Source organism: Salegentibacter mishustinae (assembly GCF_002900095.1).
Lineage (GTDB): Bacteria > Bacteroidota > Bacteroidia > Flavobacteriales > Flavobacteriaceae > Salegentibacter > Salegentibacter mishustinae.
In genome coordinates, this window is the sequence record NZ_LLKN01000002.1 from 2,693,855 (window position 1) to 2,715,825 (window position 21,971).

24 protein-coding genes are annotated in these 21,971 nt (G+C 37.2%); 5 read left to right on the forward strand and 19 right to left on the reverse strand.

Annotated elements, in window-relative coordinates:
* Positions 1-11: 11 nt before the first annotated feature.
* Positions 12-413, forward strand: coding sequence for a YkvA family protein (locus APB85_RS14900; protein WP_229792173.1), 402 nt, complete (start codon positions 12-14; stop codon positions 411-413).
* Between the two features lie 91 nt (positions 414-504).
* Here the strand turns inward: APB85_RS14900 and APB85_RS14905 are convergent, their stop codons facing one another.
* The 4 genes from APB85_RS14905 to argS form a co-directional block, all read right to left on the reverse strand.
* Positions 505-1,413 carry a bifunctional 5,10-methylenetetrahydrofolate dehydrogenase/5,10-methenyltetrahydrofolate cyclohydrolase gene (locus APB85_RS14905; protein WP_057482203.1) on the reverse strand — a complete coding sequence of 303 codons (909 nt, stop codon included), beginning with the start codon at positions 1,411-1,413 and terminating at the stop codon, positions 505-507.
* Positions 1,414-1,447: 34 nt separating this feature from the next.
* A complete protein-coding gene (locus APB85_RS14910) occupies positions 1,448-1,816 on the reverse strand; it encodes a four helix bundle protein (protein WP_057482204.1) in 369 nt (122 codons plus the stop codon).
* A gap of 34 nt (positions 1,817-1,850) precedes the next feature.
* Positions 1,851-3,179: a signal recognition particle protein gene (gene ffh / locus APB85_RS14915; RefSeq protein ID WP_057482205.1), complete on the reverse strand. Its 1,329-nt coding sequence runs from the start codon at positions 3,177-3,179 to the stop codon at positions 1,851-1,853.
* 342 nt (positions 3,180-3,521) lie between these two features.
* Entirely contained in the window at positions 3,522-5,303 is a 1,782-nt protein-coding gene (gene argS / locus APB85_RS14920) for an arginine--tRNA ligase (RefSeq protein WP_057482206.1), read from the reverse strand.
* A gap of 180 nt (positions 5,304-5,483) precedes the next feature.
* Here argS and APB85_RS14925 point away from each other — a divergent pair, with 180 nt between their 5' ends.
* Complete coding sequence (locus APB85_RS14925; RefSeq protein WP_057482207.1) at positions 5,484-5,909, forward strand: hypothetical protein; 426 nt, start codon at positions 5,484-5,486, stop codon at positions 5,907-5,909.
* Positions 5,910-6,016: 107 nt separating this feature from the next.
* The gene (locus APB85_RS14930) at positions 6,017-6,649 is read left to right on the forward strand and encodes a MarC family protein (RefSeq protein ID WP_057482208.1); all 633 of its coding nucleotides are present in this window, start codon (positions 6,017-6,019) and stop codon (positions 6,647-6,649) included.
* A gap of 2 nt (positions 6,650-6,651) precedes the next feature.
* On the opposite strand, the gene APB85_RS14935 is transcribed toward APB85_RS14930, so the two are convergent.
* Entirely contained in the window at positions 6,652-6,855 is a 204-nt protein-coding gene (locus APB85_RS14935; protein WP_057482209.1) for a hypothetical protein, read from the reverse strand.
* 69 nt (positions 6,856-6,924) lie between these two features.
* Here APB85_RS14935 and APB85_RS14940 point away from each other — a divergent pair, with 69 nt between their 5' ends.
* Positions 6,925-8,370 carry an SDR family oxidoreductase gene (locus APB85_RS14940; RefSeq protein ID WP_057482210.1) on the forward strand — a complete coding sequence of 482 codons (1,446 nt, stop codon included), beginning with the start codon at positions 6,925-6,927 and terminating at the stop codon, positions 8,368-8,370.
* Between the two features lie 60 nt (positions 8,371-8,430).
* Complete coding sequence (locus APB85_RS14945; protein ID WP_083482210.1) at positions 8,431-9,921, forward strand: BCCT family transporter; 1,491 nt, start codon at positions 8,431-8,433, stop codon at positions 9,919-9,921.
* Between the two features lie 110 nt (positions 9,922-10,031).
* Here the strand turns inward: APB85_RS14945 and ctlX are convergent, their stop codons facing one another.
* The 14 genes from ctlX to secY form a co-directional block, all read right to left on the reverse strand.
* Complete coding sequence (gene ctlX / locus APB85_RS14950; protein ID WP_057482211.1) at positions 10,032-10,955, reverse strand: citrulline utilization hydrolase CtlX; 924 nt, start codon at positions 10,953-10,955, stop codon at positions 10,032-10,034.
* Positions 10,956-10,959: 4 nt separating this feature from the next.
* Entirely contained in the window at positions 10,960-11,907 is a 948-nt protein-coding gene (locus APB85_RS14955; RefSeq protein WP_057482212.1) for a dimethylarginine dimethylaminohydrolase family protein, read from the reverse strand.
* Positions 11,908-11,954: 47 nt separating this feature from the next.
* Positions 11,955-13,235, reverse strand: coding sequence for a citrate synthase (locus tag APB85_RS14960; protein ID WP_057482213.1), 1,281 nt, complete (start codon positions 13,233-13,235; stop codon positions 11,955-11,957).
* Between the two features lie 200 nt (positions 13,236-13,435).
* Entirely contained in the window at positions 13,436-14,722 is a 1,287-nt protein-coding gene (gene eno, locus APB85_RS14965; protein WP_057482214.1) for a phosphopyruvate hydratase, read from the reverse strand.
* A gap of 252 nt (positions 14,723-14,974) precedes the next feature.
* A complete protein-coding gene (locus APB85_RS14970; RefSeq protein ID WP_057482215.1) occupies positions 14,975-15,658 on the reverse strand; it encodes a hypothetical protein in 684 nt (227 codons plus the stop codon).
* Positions 15,659-15,836: 178 nt separating this feature from the next.
* The gene (gene carA, locus APB85_RS14975; RefSeq protein WP_057482216.1) at positions 15,837-16,949 is read right to left on the reverse strand and encodes a glutamine-hydrolyzing carbamoyl-phosphate synthase small subunit; all 1,113 of its coding nucleotides are present in this window, start codon (positions 16,947-16,949) and stop codon (positions 15,837-15,839) included.
* Between the two features lie 169 nt (positions 16,950-17,118).
* Entirely contained in the window at positions 17,119-17,622 is a 504-nt protein-coding gene (rplQ, locus tag APB85_RS14980) for a 50S ribosomal protein L17 (protein ID WP_057482217.1), read from the reverse strand.
* Positions 17,623-17,691: 69 nt separating this feature from the next.
* Positions 17,692-18,684 (reverse strand): DNA-directed RNA polymerase subunit alpha, encoded by a 993-nt coding sequence (locus APB85_RS14985; protein ID WP_057482218.1) that lies wholly within the window; start codon positions 18,682-18,684, stop codon positions 17,692-17,694.
* A gap of 20 nt (positions 18,685-18,704) precedes the next feature.
* Positions 18,705-19,310: a 30S ribosomal protein S4 gene (gene rpsD / locus APB85_RS14990; protein WP_057482219.1), complete on the reverse strand. Its 606-nt coding sequence runs from the start codon at positions 19,308-19,310 to the stop codon at positions 18,705-18,707.
* Between the two features lie 89 nt (positions 19,311-19,399).
* Positions 19,400-19,786 (reverse strand): 30S ribosomal protein S11, encoded by a 387-nt coding sequence (gene rpsK / locus APB85_RS14995; protein ID WP_037319270.1) that lies wholly within the window; start codon positions 19,784-19,786, stop codon positions 19,400-19,402.
* A gap of 8 nt (positions 19,787-19,794) precedes the next feature.
* Positions 19,795-20,169, reverse strand: coding sequence for a 30S ribosomal protein S13 (gene rpsM / locus APB85_RS15000; RefSeq protein WP_057482220.1), 375 nt, complete (start codon positions 20,167-20,169; stop codon positions 19,795-19,797).
* 2 nt (positions 20,170-20,171) lie between these two features.
* Positions 20,172-20,288, reverse strand: coding sequence for a type B 50S ribosomal protein L36 (gene ykgO, locus APB85_RS15005; RefSeq protein ID WP_013305171.1), 117 nt, complete (start codon positions 20,286-20,288; stop codon positions 20,172-20,174).
* Between the two features lie 118 nt (positions 20,289-20,406).
* Positions 20,407-20,622 carry a translation initiation factor IF-1 gene (gene infA / locus APB85_RS15010; protein WP_013073244.1) on the reverse strand — a complete coding sequence of 72 codons (216 nt, stop codon included), beginning with the start codon at positions 20,620-20,622 and terminating at the stop codon, positions 20,407-20,409.
* Between the two features lie 2 nt (positions 20,623-20,624).
* On the reverse strand, positions 20,625-21,962 hold the full coding sequence (gene secY / locus APB85_RS15015) for a preprotein translocase subunit SecY (RefSeq protein WP_057482221.1): 1,338 nt from the start codon (positions 21,960-21,962) through the stop codon (positions 20,625-20,627).
* Between the last annotated feature and the right edge of the window lie 9 nt (positions 21,963-21,971).

Genomic DNA, 21,971 nt, shown 5'->3' on the forward strand with positions numbered 1-21,971 from the left:
AATGAAGAATTATGAATATGTTAAGTAAAAAGAAGAAAGAGATTGATGAGGAATACCTAAAAAAAGGTGTTGCCAAAGTAAAAGATGGAGACGTAGAAATTGCGGCAAAAAATCAGGACACCATAGAGGATAAGATTGTAAATGCAAGCGCACTTAGAAAATATACCGAACTTGGAAAATTAATGTTCGGGATGCTCCAGGATTATAGAAAAGGTGTTTACAGTAGTGTACCATGGTTTACCATTGCATCTATAGCTTTTGCTCTTTTGTATGTTCTAAACCCCTTAGATCTAATGCCAGATTTTATTCCGGGATTGGGCTATGTAGATGATTTTGCAATTTTGACTATTACCTTAAGATTTATTGAAACAGATCTTCATAAATATCTGGATTGGAAGCTGGAAGAAGAATAATTCCACTACCTACTTTAAAATAAAAAATCCTATCAACCTAAAAGTAATATTTAGATTGATAGGATTTTTTTATTAGCTAACCTTTTAAAAGTTATTGGTTAGCCTTAATTCTTTCCTTCGCTCTCTTTTTATGCCGTTCTGTAGCCAACAATGTATTTTTAAGCAACATAGAAACCGTCATTGGTCCTACCCCACCTGGAACAGGCGTAATATATGAAGCACGTTTGCTAACATTATCAAAGTCTACATCACCTTTAATCACATAGCCTTTTTCAGCTTCATCATTAGGCACTCTGGTAATTCCAACGTCAATAATAACGGCGTCATCCTTGATCATTTCCGCTTTCAGAAAATCTGGAATTCCAACTGCGATAATGATGATATCTGCCTGGGAAGTTATTTGTGTAATATTTTTAGTGAATTCGTGCGTTAAAGTTACGGTTGAGTTTCCGGGGAAACCACTTCTTCCCATCAAGATACTCATTGGTCTTCCTACAATATAACTTCTGCCAATCACAACGGTATGTTTTCCTTTGGTCGGGATATCATAACGCTCCAATAACTCTAAAATCCCAAAGGGAGTAGCGGGAATAAAAGACGTCATATCTAACGCCATTTTCCCAAAATTGGTAGGATGAAAACCGTCTACATCTTTATCGGGATCTACAGCATTTAATACTTTTTGAGTATCGATTTGTGGGGGTAATGGCAACTGAACAATAAATCCGTCTATATCGTCATTCTGATTTAGCTCTTCAATTTTATCAAGAAGCTCCAATTCACTTACCGTATTTGGCAATCTATAAAGAGAAGATTCAAAACCAACGCGCTTACAGGATTTTACTTTTGCGTTTACATAAGTTAAGCTCGCACCGTCGTTCCCAACAATAATTGCAGCTAAGTGAGGTACTTTTTCTCCTCTTTTTTTAATCTTTTCAACCTCAGCAGCAATCTCGTTTTTAATATCGTTGCTGGTTTTTTTTCCGTCTAAAATGATCATCTCAGTTAGCAGTACTTTAGTTGGCAGATAGCAGTCAGATTTTGACTCCAAATTTACCAGGGTTATTTTTCATATAATTTATCAATTTCCCAACCTCTTCACTTTGAGATTGTAAAATTATCTTACGTTCTGCCGGCAAATATTCACAGGCTTCTGCAAAGTCAAGCCATAATTGAGTTTCAGCATTCTCAGAATCAGCATCTGTGAGTTTATTCGTAAAATATTTAGGGTATTCCCTTTTTCGATAAGCCTCAGCGATGGCAGAACAAACACTTCTTGAAGATCGAATAATTTGATTGCTTAAAGCAAATCTTTCTTCAACAGGAAAAGTCTTTGAAAGTTTAAAAACTTCCATAGCAAGATCAAAAGCTTTCTGATATGCGTATAAGGTTTTAAAACTCATTTTACTGTTAACTGCCGACTGAAACACTGCCAACTTACTTCATTCCCTTCATCATCTGCATCATCTTCTGGCCGCCGCCACCTTGCATCATCTTCATCATTTTCCCCATTTGGTTGAATTGCTTCAACAACTGGTTAACTTCCTGTACCGATGTTCCCGAACCTTTACTAATTCGTTTCTTACGGCTTGAATTTATAACCTTTGGATTGCTTCGTTCTTCAGGGGTCATCGAGTGGATTATTGCTTCAATTCCTTTAAAGGCATCATCATCAATATCTACATCTTTCAGCATTTTTCCGGCTCCCGGAATCATTCCCATAAGGTCTTTCATAGACCCCATTTTCTTAATTTGCTGCAATTGCTTCAGGAAATCATCAAAACCAAACTGGTTTTTAGCAATTTTCTTCTGAAGCTTTCTTGCTTCTTCTTCATCGTATTGTTCCTGGGCACGTTCTACAAGAGACACAACATCTCCCATTCCAAGAATTCTATCGGCCATACGTTCTGGATAGAACACATCCAGTGCGTCCATTTTCTCACCGGTACCAATAAACTTAATAGGCTTATTAACTACAGATTTAATTGATATCGCTGCACCACCACGTGTATCACCATCTAATTTTGTAAGGATTACCCCGTCAAAATTTAATCTTTCATTAAAGGTTTTTGCTGTATTCACTGCATCCTGACCCGTCATAGAATCTACCACGAATAAAGTCTCGTGTGGTTGGATTGCTTCGTGAATATTCGATATCTCGGTCATCATCGCTTCATCCACAGCTAAACGACCAGCGGTATCTATAATAACTACATTATGACCATTTTGCTTAGCATATGCAATTGCGGCTTTAGAAATAGCTACAGGATCCTGGTTGCCTTCATCTGAAAACACCTCAACACCAACCTGCTCACCAACTACGTGCAACTGGTTGATAGCCGCAGGACGATACACATCACACGCAACCAAAAGTGGTTTTTTGGTCTTTTTAGTTTTTAGAAAATTAGCAAGTTTTCCGGAAAAAGTTGTTTTACCACTACCCTGTAATCCAGACATAAGAATAACAGAAGGATCTCCTGAAAGATTAATTCCTTCGGCTTCCCCACCCATTAACTGGGTTAGTTCGTCTTTCACCAATTTCACCATCATCTGGCCCGGCTTCAGGGCGGTTAAAACGTCCTGTCCCAAAGCCTTTTTCTTCACAACATTGGTAAAGTCTTTGGCTATTTTATAGTTCACATCGGCATCCACCAAAGCACGTCTCACTTCTTTTAAAGTTTCGGCAACGTTTACCTCGGTAATTTGCCCGTGGCCTTTTAAAACGTGTAAGGCATTATCTAACTTATCACTTAAACTATCAAACATAATTTTCCTGTGGTTTTATCTCTTCCAAACAATTGGAAAAGAGTATAATTTAGCTGAGGCAAGCCTCTATATTTTAAACTTAATATTATTTTCCTACCGGGATTTTTACCACTCGTAGGTTTGAAATCAGTAATACCTAAATGGTTTTACAAACCTTGTAGGAGACATAAAACTCCTCCTATTTCAATAAGCTTTATACATTCGCTTTTTCAACGAATTGCAAATTTAATGATTTGAGCCTGAAGTGAAAACTTTTATTTCAATTCTCAGTTTTCGCTTATCTGTTTTCCTTTTTTTTTTAAATCATCAGCCTTTATTCTCGAATCCTGGGCAAAGGGCATTCTACATTCTTTCAGGCACCTGGATTCCCAGTAAACTAAAAGAAGATTTTATCACATTCCCTACACTGTTGGCCAATTGCACTCTTAAGGTTTTTTCGGTCACATCCTCAGTACCAAGGATGGTTACATTTTGATAAAATGAATTGAATTCTTTTACCAGTTCGTAGGTGTAATTAGCAATTAATGCCGGACTATGATTTTCTGCCGCCAACTGAATTGTTTCTGGATATAGCTGAAGTTGCTTGATTAACGAACGTTCCTTTTCGTGAAATTTATAACCATCTTCCACCGGTTTCTTAAAATCGAAATCGGCTTTCCTGATTATAGATTGAATTCTGGCGTAAGTATATTGAATAAACGGACCGGTATTCCCCTGAAAATCTACAGATTCTTCCGGATTAAATAAGATGCGTTTTTTAGGATCTACTTTTAAAATATAATATTTTAACGCGCCTAAACCAATAATTCGGTAGAGCTCCTCCTTTTCAACTTCGGTATAACCGTCTAATTTTCCTAATTCTTCAGAAATATTTCGTGCAGTTTCGGTCATTTCAGCAATAAGATCATCGGCATCTACAACGGTCCCTTCCCTACTTTTCATTTTTCCGCTAGGTAAATCTACCATTCCATAACTTAAATGATACAGGTAATCTGCCCAATCAAATCCGAGTTTTTTCAGAATTAAAAATAAAACTTTAAAGTGATAATCCTGTTCGTTACCTACGGTATAAACCATCCCGCTAATATCAAAATCCTTTACCCGTTGGATAGCGGTTCCAATATCCTGCGTCATATAGACAGCAGTACCATCGCTTCGCAGCACGATTTTTTCATCCAGGCCTTCATCGGTTAGGTCTATCCAAACACTCCCATCTTCTTTTTTATAAAAAACACCTTTTTCGAGTCCCTGGTTCACTACATCCTTACCTAAAAGATAAGTATCACTTTCGTAATAATTTTTATCGAAATCTACACCTAAGGCATCATAGGTTTTTGCAAAACCATCGTATACCCATTGGTTCATTTTTTCCCAAAGCGCAACCACTTCCGGGTCACCGGCTTCCCATTTTAGTAGCATTTGCTTGGCTTCCACTAAAATTGGCGCTTCAGCTTTTGCGGCTTCTTCGGAAATCCCTTTTGTTTCCATTAATTCGGAAATTTCCTTTTTATATTCCTGGTCAAATTTTACGTAGTAATTCCCAACCAATTTATCTCCTTTTATGCCCGCAGATTCTGGAGTTTCACCATTTCCGAAGCGCTCCCAGGCCAACATAGATTTACAAATATGAATTCCACGATCGTTAATGATCTGGGTTTTATAGGCTTTATTTCCGGCTGCGCTTAAAATTTCAGCAACAGAAAAGCCTAAAAGAATATTCCTAATATGCCCTAAGTGTAAGGGTTTATTGGTATTTGGCGAAGAATATTCAACCATAATCCCTTTAGCATCTTCTGCAGCGGGAAGTATTCCAAAATCCTTTCTGTCTTTCATTTCACTGAAAAAATTCAGAAAATAAGCATCGCTTAAAACAATATTCAAAAAGCCTTTTACCACGTTAAACCCGGAAACTTCTGCAACATTTTCAGTTAAATAATTTCCAATTTCCTCACCCAGTTTTACGGGATTGGTTTTAAGCGCTTTTAGCATTGGGAAAGTAACCAAAGTGATATCTCCTTCAAAATCCTTACGTGTAGGCTGAAATTCTAAATGATCAATTTCAACATCATAGATCTTTTTAACAGCATCTTTTACGTGGGTAGCGAGGGTACTTTGGAGTTTCATTTCTTACTTTTATTTATTGTTTAAAGCCCTGCAAAGATAACAGAAAATAGGCTTTTGCCTATAATTTACTCGATAATCAAGATTTAATTCGATAAGACTTATCTCAAATTGTAGATTGCTTTTTGTTAGTGCTTTGTAAACTTATCTCAAAGTAATTTACTTATCTTTAAACAAAAAGCTATGTTATTAAATATCTCCTATAACCGAAGCAAAACCAAAGAGAAAATTGATAAGGAAGTCGGCAAGCCTTTTACTCTACTTGCGCGAATGAAATTAAACGGGACAGGATCTCCAAAATTACATATTACCGATACCAGCATTGATATTCACAACCTGTTAGTGCTGGATAATAATGCCAATACCTGTAATGTTGAAATGCGGCCCAATGGAATTATAGTAATGTTCAGGTCTTTACTGGAAACCTACGCCCTGGTTATTCCATATTATAAACTTCATCTTTATAAAGGCAAAACTGAAGAGTATTCTATTTATAAAGATCATTCTAAAATTAAGGTAAAGGCCAATACGCCCGCGATACATAAATATTTTAAAAAGATTTTAGATTATAAATCAGATAATGCGCCTACCCAAATCCAGGATCTTTAACTATAAGTTTACAAGCGTTTCCCGGTTTAGCTATTCTTGATAATCTAAGATTAATCTCTCCTTAATTTTTAATTGGCACTTCTGCTGCAATTTTGCCAAAAAAATTAATGGAATTATTTATTTACGTATTTGCGGCGTTGTTTTCGGTAATAAATCCTTTAGGAACGGTGCCAATTTTTGTAGGATTAACACAAGAGTATTCTGCTTCAGAACGCTCCAGGACTTCGTTGTTAACAGCAGTAAACATTTTTGTGATTCTTCTAATCTCGTTTTTTACAGGAAGATTCATCCTACATTTCTTCGGAATAAGCATTGAATCGCTAAGAATTGCCGGCGGACTCATTATCGTGACTTCGGGATTTGCCCTACTCACCGGTTCCTTCTCTAAACATAAGGGAATGGAAAAAGAAAGAGTAAAGAATGATGCTTTTCAGAGAGATAGTGTCTCCCTTACTCCACTAGCCATCCCAATGCTGGCAGGCCCGGGCTCGATCTCACTGCTTATAGGAATGTATGAAGACTACTCCATAATTTCCGAAAAAATCATTACCATTATAGCTATTCTAGGCGTTTGCCTGGCGACATTTCTCGTATTAAGAAGTTCTCATTATATCGTAAAAATGCTGGGCGCCTCAGGAATAAACGCCATTTCCCGTATTATAGGTTTTATTGTGATCGCCATTGGGATTGAATATATAAGCTCTTCTATAATAATTGTGTTGAGCAATGTTTTCAAATAGGATTAACGCTTCCCAAAAGCAAGTCCGCCAATTAGTGCTAAGACACCAAAACCAATCATCGCGTAAGACTGTGTATTATCGCCGTGAGCTTCAATTTGTAGCGGGCCGGCATCCAGTGCAAACTCTGGAGTAATTAGTCGGTATAACCCATACCCAATCATCCCAACTCCAATTACCAGAAGCACTATTTTAAGTACGTTATTCATTTTATAAAGTTTTACTAATCCGGGCGAAAAGTACTAATTTTATTGGTATTTTAAGCTTAAAATCTTTCTATGAGAATTCTTCTTACAGGTGCCAACGGTTATATAGGAATGCGATTGCTACCCGAACTTTTAGCACAGGGACACGAGGTGGTTTGCGCTGTTCGAAATAAAAACCGATTTACTTCTAATGAAGAACTGCTTGAAAAAGTAGAGATTGTAGAACTTGATTTCCTTAAAGATAAAAACGCTCCTGAAAAAATAAAGAATATTGATGTAGCCTATTACCTCATTCATTCTATGAGTGGAAACACCAAAGATTTTGACACCCAGGAAGCAGAAGCCGCGAGGAATTTCAATAAGATAATGGCCGATACTTCGGTAAACCAGGTAATTTATTTAAGCGGAATTATTAATACTGAGGAACTTTCTAAACACCTTAAATCGAGAAAAAAAGTAGAGGAAATTCTATATAGCGGTAATTTTAAAGTCACCGTACTAAGGGCAGCAATCATTGTTGGCTCGGGGAGTTCGTCCTTTGAAATCATTAGAGATCTCTGTGAAAAGTTACCGGTAATGATCACTCCAAAATGGGTGGAAACCAAATGTCAGCCTATTTCTATTCGTGATATAATCAAATTTCTAACCGGTGTGATTGGAAAAGAAGAATGTTACAATCAATCTTTTGATGTTGGGGGCCCAGATGTACTTACTTATAAGGAAATGATGCTGAAATATGCCCAGGTTCGAAATCTAAAGTTATGGATCTTGAGTGTACCGGTAATGTCTCCCAAACTCTCCTCTTATTGGCTTTATTTTGTAACCTCAACGTCTTACAAACTTGCGCAAAATCTCGTGGATAGTATGAGTGTTGAAGTAATTACCAACGATACCCGATTGCAGGATATCCTAAACATTAAACCTATATCTTACACCGAAGCCATAGAACTTGCTTTTTATAAAATTGAACAAAACCAGGTAATTTCCAGCTGGAAAGATTCTTTAAGCAGCGGTCGTTTTAATAAAGAATTGAACAAATATATACAGGTTCCCAAATATGGTTGCCTTTTGGATAAGCAATCTGTTAAAGTAGAAAATCCAGACGAAGTGCTGGAACGCATCTGGGCTATTGGCGGTTTAAACGGTTGGTATTATGGAAATTGGTTATGGAAATTTCGTGGATATATAGACAAGTTTTTTGGTGGTGTAGGATTGCGACGAGGTAGAACCCACCCCAACAAAATAGCTTCTGGAGATTCTTTAGATTTCTGGCGTGTTCTTTTAGCCGATAAAGAAGAAAGGCGGCTATTACTTTTTGCCGAAATGAAAGTTCCAGGCGAAGCCTGGTTAGAATTCTGTATAGATAAAGAAAATGTTTTGCATCAAACCGCTACGTTTAGACCCAAAGGCATATGGGGCCGACTTTACTGGTATGCTATGTATCCTTTTCATTACTTTATCTTTGAAGGAATGCTAAATAAAATTGCAAAAGGCGAACCCACAAAACAAATAGCTTAGGAATTTCTGAATTCTTTAAATTTGAAAAACCACTTAATATAAACTGATTAGCAATAAATTTTGACGCAATTTTTCCGAGCTTTTCTTAAAAATCCATTGCTTTATATTGCATCGGGAATTCTATTTTTTCTCGCCCTTTTTATCTTTTTCTTTACCGATTTTTTCTACGAACTCATAGAAATTGGATCTGTTTGGGTACGTGAGCATTTTGGAGGCTTTTACCTATGGCTTGGGTTACTATGCGTTTTTTTCCTAATCTTTATCGCTTTTTCAAGGTTAGGAAGAATAAAGCTGGGAAACTCTCCACCAGAATTCGACCGACTTTCCTGGATTGCGATGCTTTATAGCGCCGGAATGGGTTCAGGGATTTTACTAAGAGCCGTACAAGAACCGGTTTTTATGTATTTAAATTCGCCAATAGAAACCAGTTCCACTTCTGAAGTCATTGCCCTGGAATATACCTTTTACCAATGGGGTTTTACAGCCTGGGCATTTTACGGGATTTTCGCATTACTTATTGCTTACTCTCTATTTGTTAGAAAATCTGACATTCTTCTGGGAACCAGTTTACCTCAATTAAAAAAAATAAAATATCTACCCGAGGGAGTAAATTTGCTCACTATTCTTACTACTGTTTTTGGGTTGGTCGCAGCAATTGGTTTGGGGACCACTCAAATTGAAGGCGGCATTAGTCACCTTACTTCCACACCTGCCGGAACACTTTGGCTTATAGTCTTATTAGTATTTATAATCTGTTTAGTAGCATTTATTTCGGCATTTGCCGGGATAACCAAGGGGATAAAACGCATCTCTAATTGGAATATTTATATCACAGTGATTCTAATGTTCTTTGTGTTTTTCCAGATAGACATTCTGAATGTTTTTTCTCGTTTTTTCGAATCCCTTTATAGCTATATTATAGATTTTGTTCCGCTTAGTTTAGCACTCGGAAAATACAATCCAGGAAAAGAATTTCTAACAGATTGGACTTATTATTACTGGGCATTTTGGTTAGCCTGGGCACCATTCACCGGAATTTTTATCGCCAGGATCTCCAAAGGTAGAAGTATCAGAGAAATGATTCTGGGAGTACTGATCATTCCATCGCTGGGCAGTTTCTTTTGGTTTAGCGTATTTGGCTCGGCTTCGTTTGATCTCATAGGAAATATGGAGAGCTACACCGGCGAATTTGATAATGTTTTCACCTCCCTGTTTCGTTTTTTTGAAGGTTTTCCGTTTGCAAATTTCACCAATATTGTCACCATAATTCTACTAATTAGTTTTTTGGTGACTTCGGTAGATTCTGCAATTTATGTATTAAGTATGTTTAGTGATAAAGGAAAGGAACATCCCAGGAAAAAATTCAGGTTGATCTGGGCAATTTTAATCCTTATTTTTTCCGAAGCGATAATAATTCTGGGAAGCATAAAACCAGATAGCAATGTACTTACTGCGATGCAGAAGTTTTTGATAATTAGCTCCCTTCCCTTTGCTTTTTTTACCGCCGCAATTATAATTTTGTTTCTAAGAGATCTGTATAAGAAGTATTGAATTTAAACCAAAACCCCTTCGGCCTGCGGCCACCTCTGCATTCCTCTCGCTCCTTTCGTCGATCGTCGGATGCAAGAAAAAGGGGAGGAACTTTATTTACTTGACGAAAACTAAGCTTTTGGTAAGAAAACTTCGGCCATCATACAGCGGGCGCTACCGCCGCCACAAGTTTCTATTACGTGGAGGTCACTGCTTAAGATTTCACAATGCTTTTCAATTTTAGCAATTTGATCCTTATTTAAACTCCCGTGAGCACGATCACTCATTACCAGAAACTTATTATCCTTTCCCTGTACCTGTAGCATATTCCCGGCAAATTCATGCATTTGCTCTTCAGTGATGGTGATCACTTCTTTCCCATCTTCCTTTAGATGTTTCAATACATTTTTACGCTCTTTAGCATTATCTATGGTATCCAGACAAATCACCGCAAAGTTTTCTGCCAGGCACATCATAACATTGGTATGATATATAGCTTTCCTTTTACCGCCAACACTTTGATTAGCGTTAAAAATTACAGGTGTAAATTCAAAATCTTCGCAAAATTCAATTAGAAGGTCTTCATCTGCACGAGGTGATAGCGCACAGTAAGCTTTACGGTTTACCCTATCCAGCAATAAGCTTCCGGTCCCTTCCAGGAATAGATCGTGTTCTTCAGCTTCTGTATAATCTACAATATTCTTTATTTTAAAACCTTCTTCTTCAAGCCTGGCAAAATATTCTAATCGCCTTTCTTTTCTGCGGTTTTCAGCAAACATTGGATATAGACCTATATCTCCATTTTCGTGAAAGGAAACCCAGTTATTAGGAAAAATAGAATCTGGGGAATCATCTTCCAATTTATCATTTACCACAATAACGTTTACCCCAACTTTTTTAAGCTTTGAGGCAAATTCATCAAATTCTGCCTGGGCGCGTTCATTTACATTATCGGCGGTAAGGTCTTTTTGAAAATAGTTATTCACCGCAGTTTGCTCGTTCGTTCTAAACGCCACCGGGCGCACCATCAAAATTGTATCTGTAATCTGTCTCATAATTCTATTCTCTAATTAACGGTAAGGTTGAACAACGCAAAAGCCCTTCCTGTTTAGAAATTTCAGCGTAAGGCACTTCTTCCACAGTAATGCCCTGTTCCCTTAACCAGGCATTTAATCTTGTAAAATTCTTTTCTGAAATCACTACATCTTCAGCGATAGAGAAAATATTGGAATTCATATAATACATCTCATCACGAGTAATTTCAAAAACATTTTCTTTTCCGAAAAGATTCACCAACCAGGTATATTCTTCTTCTTCCAGAAATCCGTTTCTATGAATAATTGCTTTGCCTTTTCCAACAGGCTGAAAACAACAATCTAAATGCAAAGCATTATCACGAGGCTCGGTATTCGACTTTCTTAAATTGAAAGAAACCACTTTTTTATTCGGAAATAATTCCTGCAAGGCTTCTACCGCCTGTACGTTGGTACGCGCTGTGATATAGTCTTTATAATCGGCGCCGCGATAAGTCCCTACCAAAATATAATCCCCAAACGGCATTACATCTCCACCTTCTATATGTGCCTCTTCCGGTAACTGCAAGACTTTTGAAGGATCTATTTGCTGAATTACATGACTAATAGCTTCAATTTCCTGTTCGCGATCTGGTAGAATATTAGATTTAATGAATTTATCATCGATTACAAAAGCGATATCGCGGGTAAAAATCTGGTTATAATCTTTTATGATCTTTGGTCGAAAAACCTGTACATCATATTTTTCCAGCACTTTGGCTACGGCATCCATTTCAGCAACCATATCTTTTTCTTTAGGATAAGATCCCATTTTGATAAATTCGGCTGATTTTGGATCATAAGCCTCTTCCAAAGAAGGCTCGGGCCCATTGCTTTCTGCTGTACCTAAAACTACCGCCTTAAGGCGTGAAGTTTCATTTTTTATATTCAATTTCACAAGTAAAATTTTCACCAAATATAGAAAAAGCTTCATACGATGATGAAGCTTTTTCCAGATTTATTATTATGTGAGATAGTTTCCTATCTCTTATCAACTTCTTTAAATTCACGAAGGTTTGTACCGGTGTAAATTTGACGTGGACGCCCAATTGGCTCTTTCATCAATCTCATTTCTCTCCACTGGGCAATCCATCCCGGAAGCCTACCAAGAGCAAACATTACGGTAAACATTTCTACCGGAATACCCAATGCGCGATAAATAATTCCTGAATAGAAATCTACGTTTGGATATAATTTTCTATCTACGAAGTATTGATCTTCTAAAGCTTCTTTCTCAAGACCTTTTGCGATCTCCAATACAGGATCGTCTACACCAAGTTGCCCAAGAACTTCATCGGCAGATTTCTTGATGATCTTAGCTCGTGGATCAAAGTTTTTATAAACACGGTGTCCAAAGCCCATTAGACGGAACGGATCGTCTTTATCTTTGGCTTTAGCCATAAATTTCTTAGTATCACCACCATCTTCTTTAATTCTCTCCAGCATTTCTATTACTGCCTGATTAGCGCCACCGTGAAGTGGTCCCCAAAGTGCAGAAATTCCGGCCGAGATTGAAGCAAATAATCCTGCGTGAGAAGAACCTACCATTCTTACTGTTGAAGTAGAACAGTTTTGTTCGTGATCTGCGTGAAGAATTAATAACTTATCTAATGCTTCTATAACCGCTTTATCTACGCTGTAGCTTTTTCCCGGTTTTTCGAACATCATTTTATGAAGATTCTCTACATAACCAAGTGTATCGTCTCCATAGTTCAACGGAAGACTATTTTTCTTTCTAAGAGTCCAGGCTGCAAGAACCGGGAATTTACCAAGAATCTTCACTATAGCTTTATACATATCTTCTTCAGACTCTACATTTACTGAAGATGGGTTAAAAGCTATAAGCGCACTGGTTAAAGAAGAAAGCACGCCCATTGGGTGAGCAGACTTTGGAAAACCGTCAAGGATCTTCTTCATCTCCTCATCTACGGCAGACTCTTCTTTAATATCAGCATAAAATTTATCTAATTGGGTCTTAGTTGGCAATTCTCCAAAAATAAGCAAGTAAGCTACTTCAAGAAAATCAGCCTTTTCTGCTAAAGACTCAATAGAATATCCTCGGTAACGAAGCACGCCTTCTTCTCCATTAAGAAAAGTAATAGCGCTCTCACAACTACCTGTATTTTTATATCCACGATCCAGGGTAATAACGCCTGCTTCAGCACGCAGTTTCTTTATATCTATTCCCTGTTCATTTTCTGTACCTTCTACAATGGGAAATTCGTATTTTTTCCCATTTATTTCAATCGTCGCTTTTGACATATCTTAATTTTATATACTTTGATTCAACTTATTTTCGAGAGTTGCTAATTTAAGAAATCTACTGTTAATTTTCCGTTAAGCGTTGATAAGATTTTCATTCAAACCGTCGATTTCGAGGGCTTTTTTGCTGAATTGTCTCCAAAAAAAATCCCTTTTGAAAAAATATCAAAAGGGACTCTGTTTTTAGCTAAAATCAATAATTAGATTTTAAAGGCTTTGCGCTTCGGAAAATAAGCAACTTCACCTAATTCTTCTTCAATTCTAATTAACTGATTGTATTTTGCCATACGATCACTTCTTGAAGCTGAACCGGTTTTTATCTGACCTGTATTCAAGGCTACAGCAAGATCGGCAATAGTATTATCCTCAGTCTCTCCAGAACGGTGAGACATCACTGAAGTAAAGCCGGCATTATGCGCCATATTTACTGCAGCAATAGTTTCAGTAAGTGTACCAATTTGGTTCACTTTAATAAGAATAGAGTTAGCAATTCCTTCTTCAATTCCTCTAGAAAGTCTTTCAACGTTAGTTACGAAAAGATCATCCCCAACCAATTGAACTTTATCTCCAATCTTATCGGTTAAAGCTTTCCAACCATCCCAGTCGTTTTCGTCCATTCCATCTTCAATAGAGATGATAGGGTATTTAGAAGAAAGTTCTGCAAGATATTCAGCTTGTTCTTCGCTAGATCTTATTTTTCCGCCTTCACCTTCAAATTTCTTATAATCATATTTTCCATTCTCATAGAATTCGGCTGCAGCACAATCCAGAGCGATCATCACTTCGTCGCCTCCTTTATAACCTGCATTTTTTATAGCCTTAAGAATAGTATCTAAAGCATCTTCGGTTCCGTCTAAAGTTGGAGCAAATCCACCTTCATCACCAACAGCAGTACTTAGACCACGCTCGTGTAGTACTTTTTTAAGATGATGGAAGATCTCAGTTCCCATTTTTAATGCGTGAGAAAAGCTCTCAGCTTTTACCGGCATAATCATAAACTCCTGAAATGCGATTGGCGCATCACTATGCGAACCTCCGTTAATGATATTCATCATTGGTACCGGAAGCGTATTAGCGCTTACTCCGCCTATATAACGATACAATGGCAAGCCAAGTTCGTTTGCAGCAGCTTTAGCCACAGCAAGAGAAACACCTAAAATAGCATTCGCTCCCAGCTTAGCTTTATTTGGGGTACCATCTATCTCTATCATTGCCTTGTCTATAAGGTTCTGTTCAAAAACAGAATAACCTAATAATTCTTCAGCAATTACATCATTTACATTCTCAACAGCTTTAGTAACGCCTTTCCCCATATAATCATCGCCACCATCACGAAGTTCTACAGCTTCGTGCTCACCGGTAGAAGCTCCAGAAGGCACTGCTGCTCTCCCTAAAATTCCATTTTCGGTTAAAACATCTACTTCTACGGTTGGATTTCCTCTTGAGTCGAAAATCTGACGGGCGTGAATATTTATTATTACACTCATAATGTTCTTTAATTAGTTAATTGATTTAAATGCAAGATACAAATTGAAGCCCAAAATAGCGAGCGAAACAGGTAGTTTTAAAGCATTTATAACATTATGGAAACACGAAATGGTTTTCTAAAGGAAAGTCTTTAAAGGAATCTCAGGAAAAGGTTTTATTTGTTACGAATTTGCCGAAAAGCAAACTAATTACGCATTTCTAAAATTCCGCAGAATATTTTAGAAATAACTACCACGGAAAATCTAATTATTTTAATCGTTTTTGGAAGCGAATGGATTGTAGTAAAATCTTAAGCCAAGACCAATTGTAGGAGTTGAAGCTGATTGCATAAAGGCATCCTCTGTCGAATACTCCATGGTATACCAAACCTCGTTGGCATCTACCAATGTATAGTGAATGGAAAGAGCAAACCAATACCTGGGAGAAATCTGAATACCTTCAAAGCCAATAGCAAAACTCCAAAAAGAAGTTTTGATTTTAGCTTCCTCACTTTCCTTCACACCTATGTAGCGATTATTATCACCACTATACACTAGATAAGCCGCTTCTCCCATTAATCTGCCTATATGATATTTTGGGGAAAAGGTGATATAAGCATCTTCTTCACCAAATTTAAGTTTCGGGTTTAAGGTGAATACTGAAAATTTAAACCGTTGCCTCAAAAGCCCCTTTCTTGGATCTTGAATGGTAAAATCTTCACCAAAAACAGTTCTTTCTGGGAGCGTGCCTCCCCCATAATCGAAACCAATTTCGGGAGCAAAAAACTTAATTTGATAGATTTGAGATCCTACTGAAAATTTCCCGAAGCTATTATCTTCAAAATCGGTATTCCTGTAGCCTTCAAAACCCGCATAGAAAATAGGATGTTTTTGTGCATGAACCTTAGCAACAAAGAGAAATAAAAAAATGATAAAAATTAGTTTGAAAGAAGTCATCAAATCTAATCAGCGTAATTGGAAAAATATGAAAACAGATAGAAGGTAAAATTTAATAGTTTCTCCATTGATGATTTTTGATGATTGATGCGGCAATTTATAATAAAATCAGTTTTAAGAAAAGAAAAGCCCAAAATCTTTAAATTTTGGGCTTTTGGATTAATTATTGTAAAATAATTTAAGCTTTAGCTCTTTTTATTCTATCCATAAAGTCATCAAACAAATAACTGGCATCGTGTGGACCAGGGCTTGCTTCAGGGTGGTACTGAACTGAAAAACAGTTTTTATTTTTCATCGCGATCCCTCCAACTGTATCATCATTCAAGCAAATATGAGTAATCTCCACTTCGCTGTTCGCCTCTGTTTCGGCTTTATCTACTGAGAACCCGTGATTTTGGGAAGTAATCTCGCCTTTACCAGTGATTAAATTCTTCACAGGATGATTTATTCCGCGATGACCGTGATGCATTTTATAGGTTTTTATACCATTAGCAATTGCTATAATTTGGTGACCCAAACAAATTCCAAATAGCGGATGATCTTTTTCTAAAATTGCTTTAGTAAGATTTATGGCACTTTCCAAAGGTTGTGGATCTCCCGGGCCATTTGAAAGAAAATAGCCATCTGGATTCCATTCACTCATTTCCTCATAAGTTGCATTGTATGGAAAAACCTTTACATACACATCGCGCTTTTCAAAATTGCGAAGAATATTCTTCTTAATGCCAACATCTAGTGCAGCTATTTTATAAGTGGCATTTTCGTTTCCGAAGTAATATGGCTCATTAGTTGAAACTTTAGAAGCAAGTTCTAAACCGTTCATATCTGGCACTTCGGCAAGTTCTTTTTTAAGCCCTTCTATATTATCAACATCGGTTGAGATAATAGCGTTCATCGCTCCATTTTCTCTAATGTATGTTACTAAAGCACGAGTATCTACATCAGAAATAGCAAATAAGTTACTATCATCTAAAAACTCCTGAAGAGAAGAATCGGCAGCGGGACGCGAATGAGTGTAACTAAAATTCTTACAGATAAGCCCAGAAATCTTAGCTTTATCGGCTTCGCTTTCTTCGGCTAATGTTCCATAATTACCAATATGTGCATTGGTAGTTACCATAAGCTGACCAAAATAAGATGGATCTGTAAAGATCTCCTGGTAACCGGTCATCCCGGTATTAAAACAAACTTCTCCAACGGCTTTACCGTCTTTGTCTCCTACTGCCTTACCGTGAAAGATAGTACCATCTTCCAGTAAGATAATCGCTTTTTTTCGAGTTTGATATTTCATAGTAATAATCCTAGATGTGTTTGTTGTGTTGAATGTTGTCCGTTAAAAAGGAAGTGAACTTTTTGATTTCCGCCTTCGCGGAAATGATTATTTCATTAGAATATATAAAAAAAGGATAAACCCAGAGAGTTTATCCTTTTTTAAAATTAGATTATTAAAAGATTCATTTCTATTCCTCTTTTTTATCCTCTTTATTTTCTGAAGATTTCTCTTCTGTTTTTCCTTCTGCTTTTGGAGCAGTAGCCTCAGTAGATTTCTTTTTACCCGCTCTACGAGTAGATTTCTTCTTCTCTGGCTTGCTAAGGTTATAAGTTTCGTTATAATCAACTAACTCGATAAGGGCCATATCGGCATTATCTCCAAGACGGTTACCTAACTTAATTACCCTTGTGTATCCACCCGGGCGGTCACCAACTTTAGGAGCTACCTCACGAAACAATTCGGCTACAGCTTCTTTTTGACGAAGTTTACTGAATACCAATCTACGATTGTGAGTAGTATCTTCCTTAGACTTAGTTACCAAAGGCTCTACAAAAACTTTTAAAGCTTTTGCTTTAGCTACGGTGGTGTTGATTCTCTTGTGCTCTATTAGAGAGCAAGCCATATTGGCTAGCATAGACTTCCTGTGAGCGGTCTTTCTACCTAAATGGTTTATTTTCTTTCCGTGTCTCATTGTTTTGTTCTTAATTCATTCTCCCAAAGCGCGATCTTTTGCCGGCTTTTATGGAAAACTACTTATATATTAGTCCTTATCTAATTTGTATTTTGAAAGGTCCATACCAAAGTTAAGCCCTTTGTTACTTACCAATTCTTCAAGCTCTGTCAAAGATTTCTTTCCGAAGTTTCTAAACTTCATCAAGTCGTTTTTATTGTAAGAAACAAGGTCTCCTAAAGTATCAACTTCAGCCGCTTTTAAGCAATTTAAAGCTCTTACTGAAAGATCCATATCTACCAACTTAGTTTTAAGCAACTGTCTCATATGAAGAGATTCTTCATCATAAGTTTCAGTTTGTGCTATTTCATCTGCCTCAAGCGTGATACGCTCGTCAGAGAATAACATAAAGTGGTGAATAAGTGTTTTTGCAGCTTCAGTAAGTGCATCTTTTGGATGAATAGAGCCATCGCTTACGATTTCAAAAACCAATTTTTCATAATCGGTCTTCTGCTCTACACGATAGTTTTCAATGCTATATTTTACGTTCTTTATTGGTGTATAAATAGAATCGGTAAATATAGTTCCAAGAGGTGCGTTGGCTTTTTTGTTTTCTTCGGCCGGAACATAACCTCTACCTTTTTCTATGGTCATTTCCATATTCAGGTTTACTTTCTTGTCTGCAGTACAGATCACCTGATCTGGATTTAGGACTTGAAAGCCTGAAATGAATTTTTGAAAGTGACCGGCAGTAATTTGTTCTTCTCCAGATATAGAAATGGTAACGGCTTCGTTATCTATTTCATCAATTTGCCTTTTGAACCTTACTTGTTTAAGGTTCAGGATAATTTCTGTTACGTCTTCAACGACTCCAGGAATAGCGGAGAATTCGTGATCTACGCCTTCTATACGAATAGAAGTGATTGCATAACCTTCTAATGAAGATAAAAGCACTCTTCTTAAAGCGTTACCAACGGTTAATCCATACCCAGGTTCCAAAGGGCGAAATTCAAATTTCCCTTCGAAATCGGTTGAATCAATCATTATAACTTTATCGGGCTTCTGAAAATTTAGTATTGCCATATTACGACTTCTGTGAATTATTATTTCGAATATAATTCGACGATGAATTGTTCATTTATGTTTTCCGGAATCTGAATACGTCCGGGTACTGAAACAAAAGTACCTTGTTTTGTTTCGTTATTCCAGGTAATCCATTCGTATACACTGCTAGAATTAGCTAGTGAATCCTGGATAGCCTGTAAAGATTTTGATTTTTCACGAACACCTACAACATCACCCGCTTTCAATTGGTAAGAAGGTATGTTTACCAACTCTCCGTTTACCGTAATGTGTCTGTGAGATACAAATTGTCTTGCTGCTCTTCTAGAAGGGGCAATACCCATTCTAAATACTACGTTATCAAGACGTGATTCACAAAGTTGAAGTAAAACCTCACCAGTAATTCCCTGCGCTCTAGTAGCTTTTTTAAACATATTACTAAACTGACGCTCAAGGATACCGTAAGTATACTTTGCTTTTTGCTTTTCCATTAGCTGGATAGCATATTCAGATTTTTTACCGCGACGACGGTTGTTACCGTGTTGTCCCGGAGGATAATTTCTTTTTTCGAAAGACTTATCGTCTCCAAAAATAGCTTCTCCGAACTTTCGGGCTATTTTAGTCTTTGGACCAGTATATCTTGCCATTAACTTTGAATTTAGAAGAAAGGGATTATGAATTAAGGTCTCTGTCCTTCGATAATCTTAACTCCTCTCTTATTTATTTATACTTATTATTAAACTCTACGTCTCTTAGGAGGACGACATCCGTTGTGTGGTAATGGAGTAACATCAATAATTTCAGTTACTTCAATCCCGTTGTTATGAAGCGAACGAATAGCAGATTCTCTACCATTCCCCGGCCCTTTAACGTAAACCTTAACTTTGCGCAAACCAGCTTCGTGAGCTACTTTAGACGCGTCTTCTGCAGCTAACTGGGCAGCATAAGGAGTATTCTTTTTAGAACCTCTAAAACCCATTTTTCCTGCAGATGACCAAGCAATAACGTCACCCTTTTTATTAGTAAGGGAAACAATAATGTTATTGAAAGAAGCCGTAACGTGCGCTTGCCCTACGGACTCAACGGTTACTTTACGCTTTTTTTGAACTGTCTTCTTTGCCATATTAATTACTATTTAGTCGCTTTCTTCTTGTTAGCAACTGTTTTTCTTCTACCTTTTCTGGTTCTTGAGTTATTTTTGGTTCTCTGCCCTCTAAGTGGCAAACCACTTCTGTGACGAATACCTCTATAGCATCCAATATCCATTAGACGCTTAATACTCATTTGAACTTCTGTACGTAATTCTCCTTCGATTGTAAATTCACCAACAGCTTCACGAATACGACCAATTTCTTCATCGTCCCAATCTGAAACTTTTTTGCTTTCATCTACTTTGGCCTGGCTAAGGATCTTTTGAGCCCTGCTTTTACCAATTCCGAAGATATAGGTCAATGCTATAACTCCTCGCTTTTGTTTAGGTATATCTACCCCTGCAATTCTTGCCATAATTAGCCTTGTCTTTGTTTAAATCTAGGATTCTTTTTGTTAATTACGTAAAGGCGCCCTTTTCTGCGAACTATCTTACAGTCGGCACTTCTTTTCTTTACTGATGCTCTAACTTTCATCTCTTTAGTTTTTTACAATTCACTGATCTTGAAATATGCTCAAAATCAGGATTTCAGCATTCATAAATTTTTCAGGTTGCAAAAGTACTGAAAATTTTACAAATAGCTCAAATTACTTTTAGTATCTGTATGTTATACGAGCCTTACTTAGATCGTAAGGGCTCATTTCCAGTTTTACTTTATCTCCAGGTAACAATTTAATGTAGTGCATACGCATTTTCCCAGAGATGTGAGCTGTCACAACGTGACCATTTTCCAATTCTACACGAAACATCGCATTAGATAATGCTTCTATAATTGTTCCGTCTTGTTCTATTGCCGGTTGTTTTGCCATAATTAAGCTACTGCTTTTCTGTTTTTACCTGTTTTCATTAATCCGTCGTAATGTCTATTCAGCAAGTAAGAGTTTACTTGTTGCATAGTATCTATTGCAACTCCAACCATAATTAAAAGCGAGGTTCCTCCAAAAAACAATGCCCATCCTTGTTGCACACCTAAGAGTTGCACCACAATCGCTGGGAACACAGCAATAAGTGCAAGGAAAATAGATCCTGGCAAGGTAATTTGAGACATAATTCTATCTAAAAACTCAGCGGTTTCAGTTCCGGGACGAATGCCTGGAATAAATCCTCCACTACGTTTTAGATCATCAGCCATTTTATTGGTAGGCACAGTAATCGCGGTATAGAAGTAGGTAAACACAATAATTAAAAGTGCAAATACTACATTATACCAAAATCCGAATATATCGCTAAAAGCCGCGGTAACCCCTTGTGCAGCATCAGAATCTGATAATCCTGCCACAGCAGCCGGGATAAACATAATAGCTTGAGCAAATATAATTGGCATTACACCTGAAGCATTAAGCTTAAGTGGAATGTACTGTCTAGATCCAAATACGTTTTTCTCGTAACCTCCAGAGGCGGTTCTTCTGGCATATTGCACCGGGATTTGACGCACGGCCATAACCAACATTACCGAAGCAAGAATAATAGCGAACCAAATTACCAATTCAATAAGAATCATAATAAGGCCTCCATTAGATTCAAATACTCTGGAAGCAAATTCCTGAATAAATGCCTGCGGTAAGGTAGCAATAATACCAACCATAATTAATAGCGAAATACCATTACCAATACCTTTATCGGTTATCTTTTCACCCAGCCACATTGCAAAAATGGTTCCTGTAGTAAGGATTACCACAGCAGAAGCCACAAATGTCACAGTATCACCTAATAAAAAGGCTTGCTGCGGAAGTGTAGCAAAAAGGTTATAGATATAACCAGGTCCCTGCACCAGGGTAATTGCAATTGTTAACCAACGAGTGATTTGATTGATCTTACGTCTACCGCTCTCTCCTTCTTTTTGAAGTTTTTGCAGGTAAGGTATCGCAATACCCATAAGCTGCACCACAATCGAAGCCGAGATATATGGCATAATTCCCAACGCAAAAACAGAAGCATTAGAAAATGCTCCTCCTGTAAATGCATTTAGGAGACCTAAAAGGCCACCATCGGTTTGACTAGCAAGATTAGTTAATTGCGAGGCATCTATTCCGGGAAGCACAACTTGCGCTCCAAAACGATAGACCAACAATAGACCGAGGGTAACTAAAATTCTATTTTTTAGTTCCTCGATCTTCCAAATATTTTTAATAGTATTGATGAATTTCATTTGGCTATC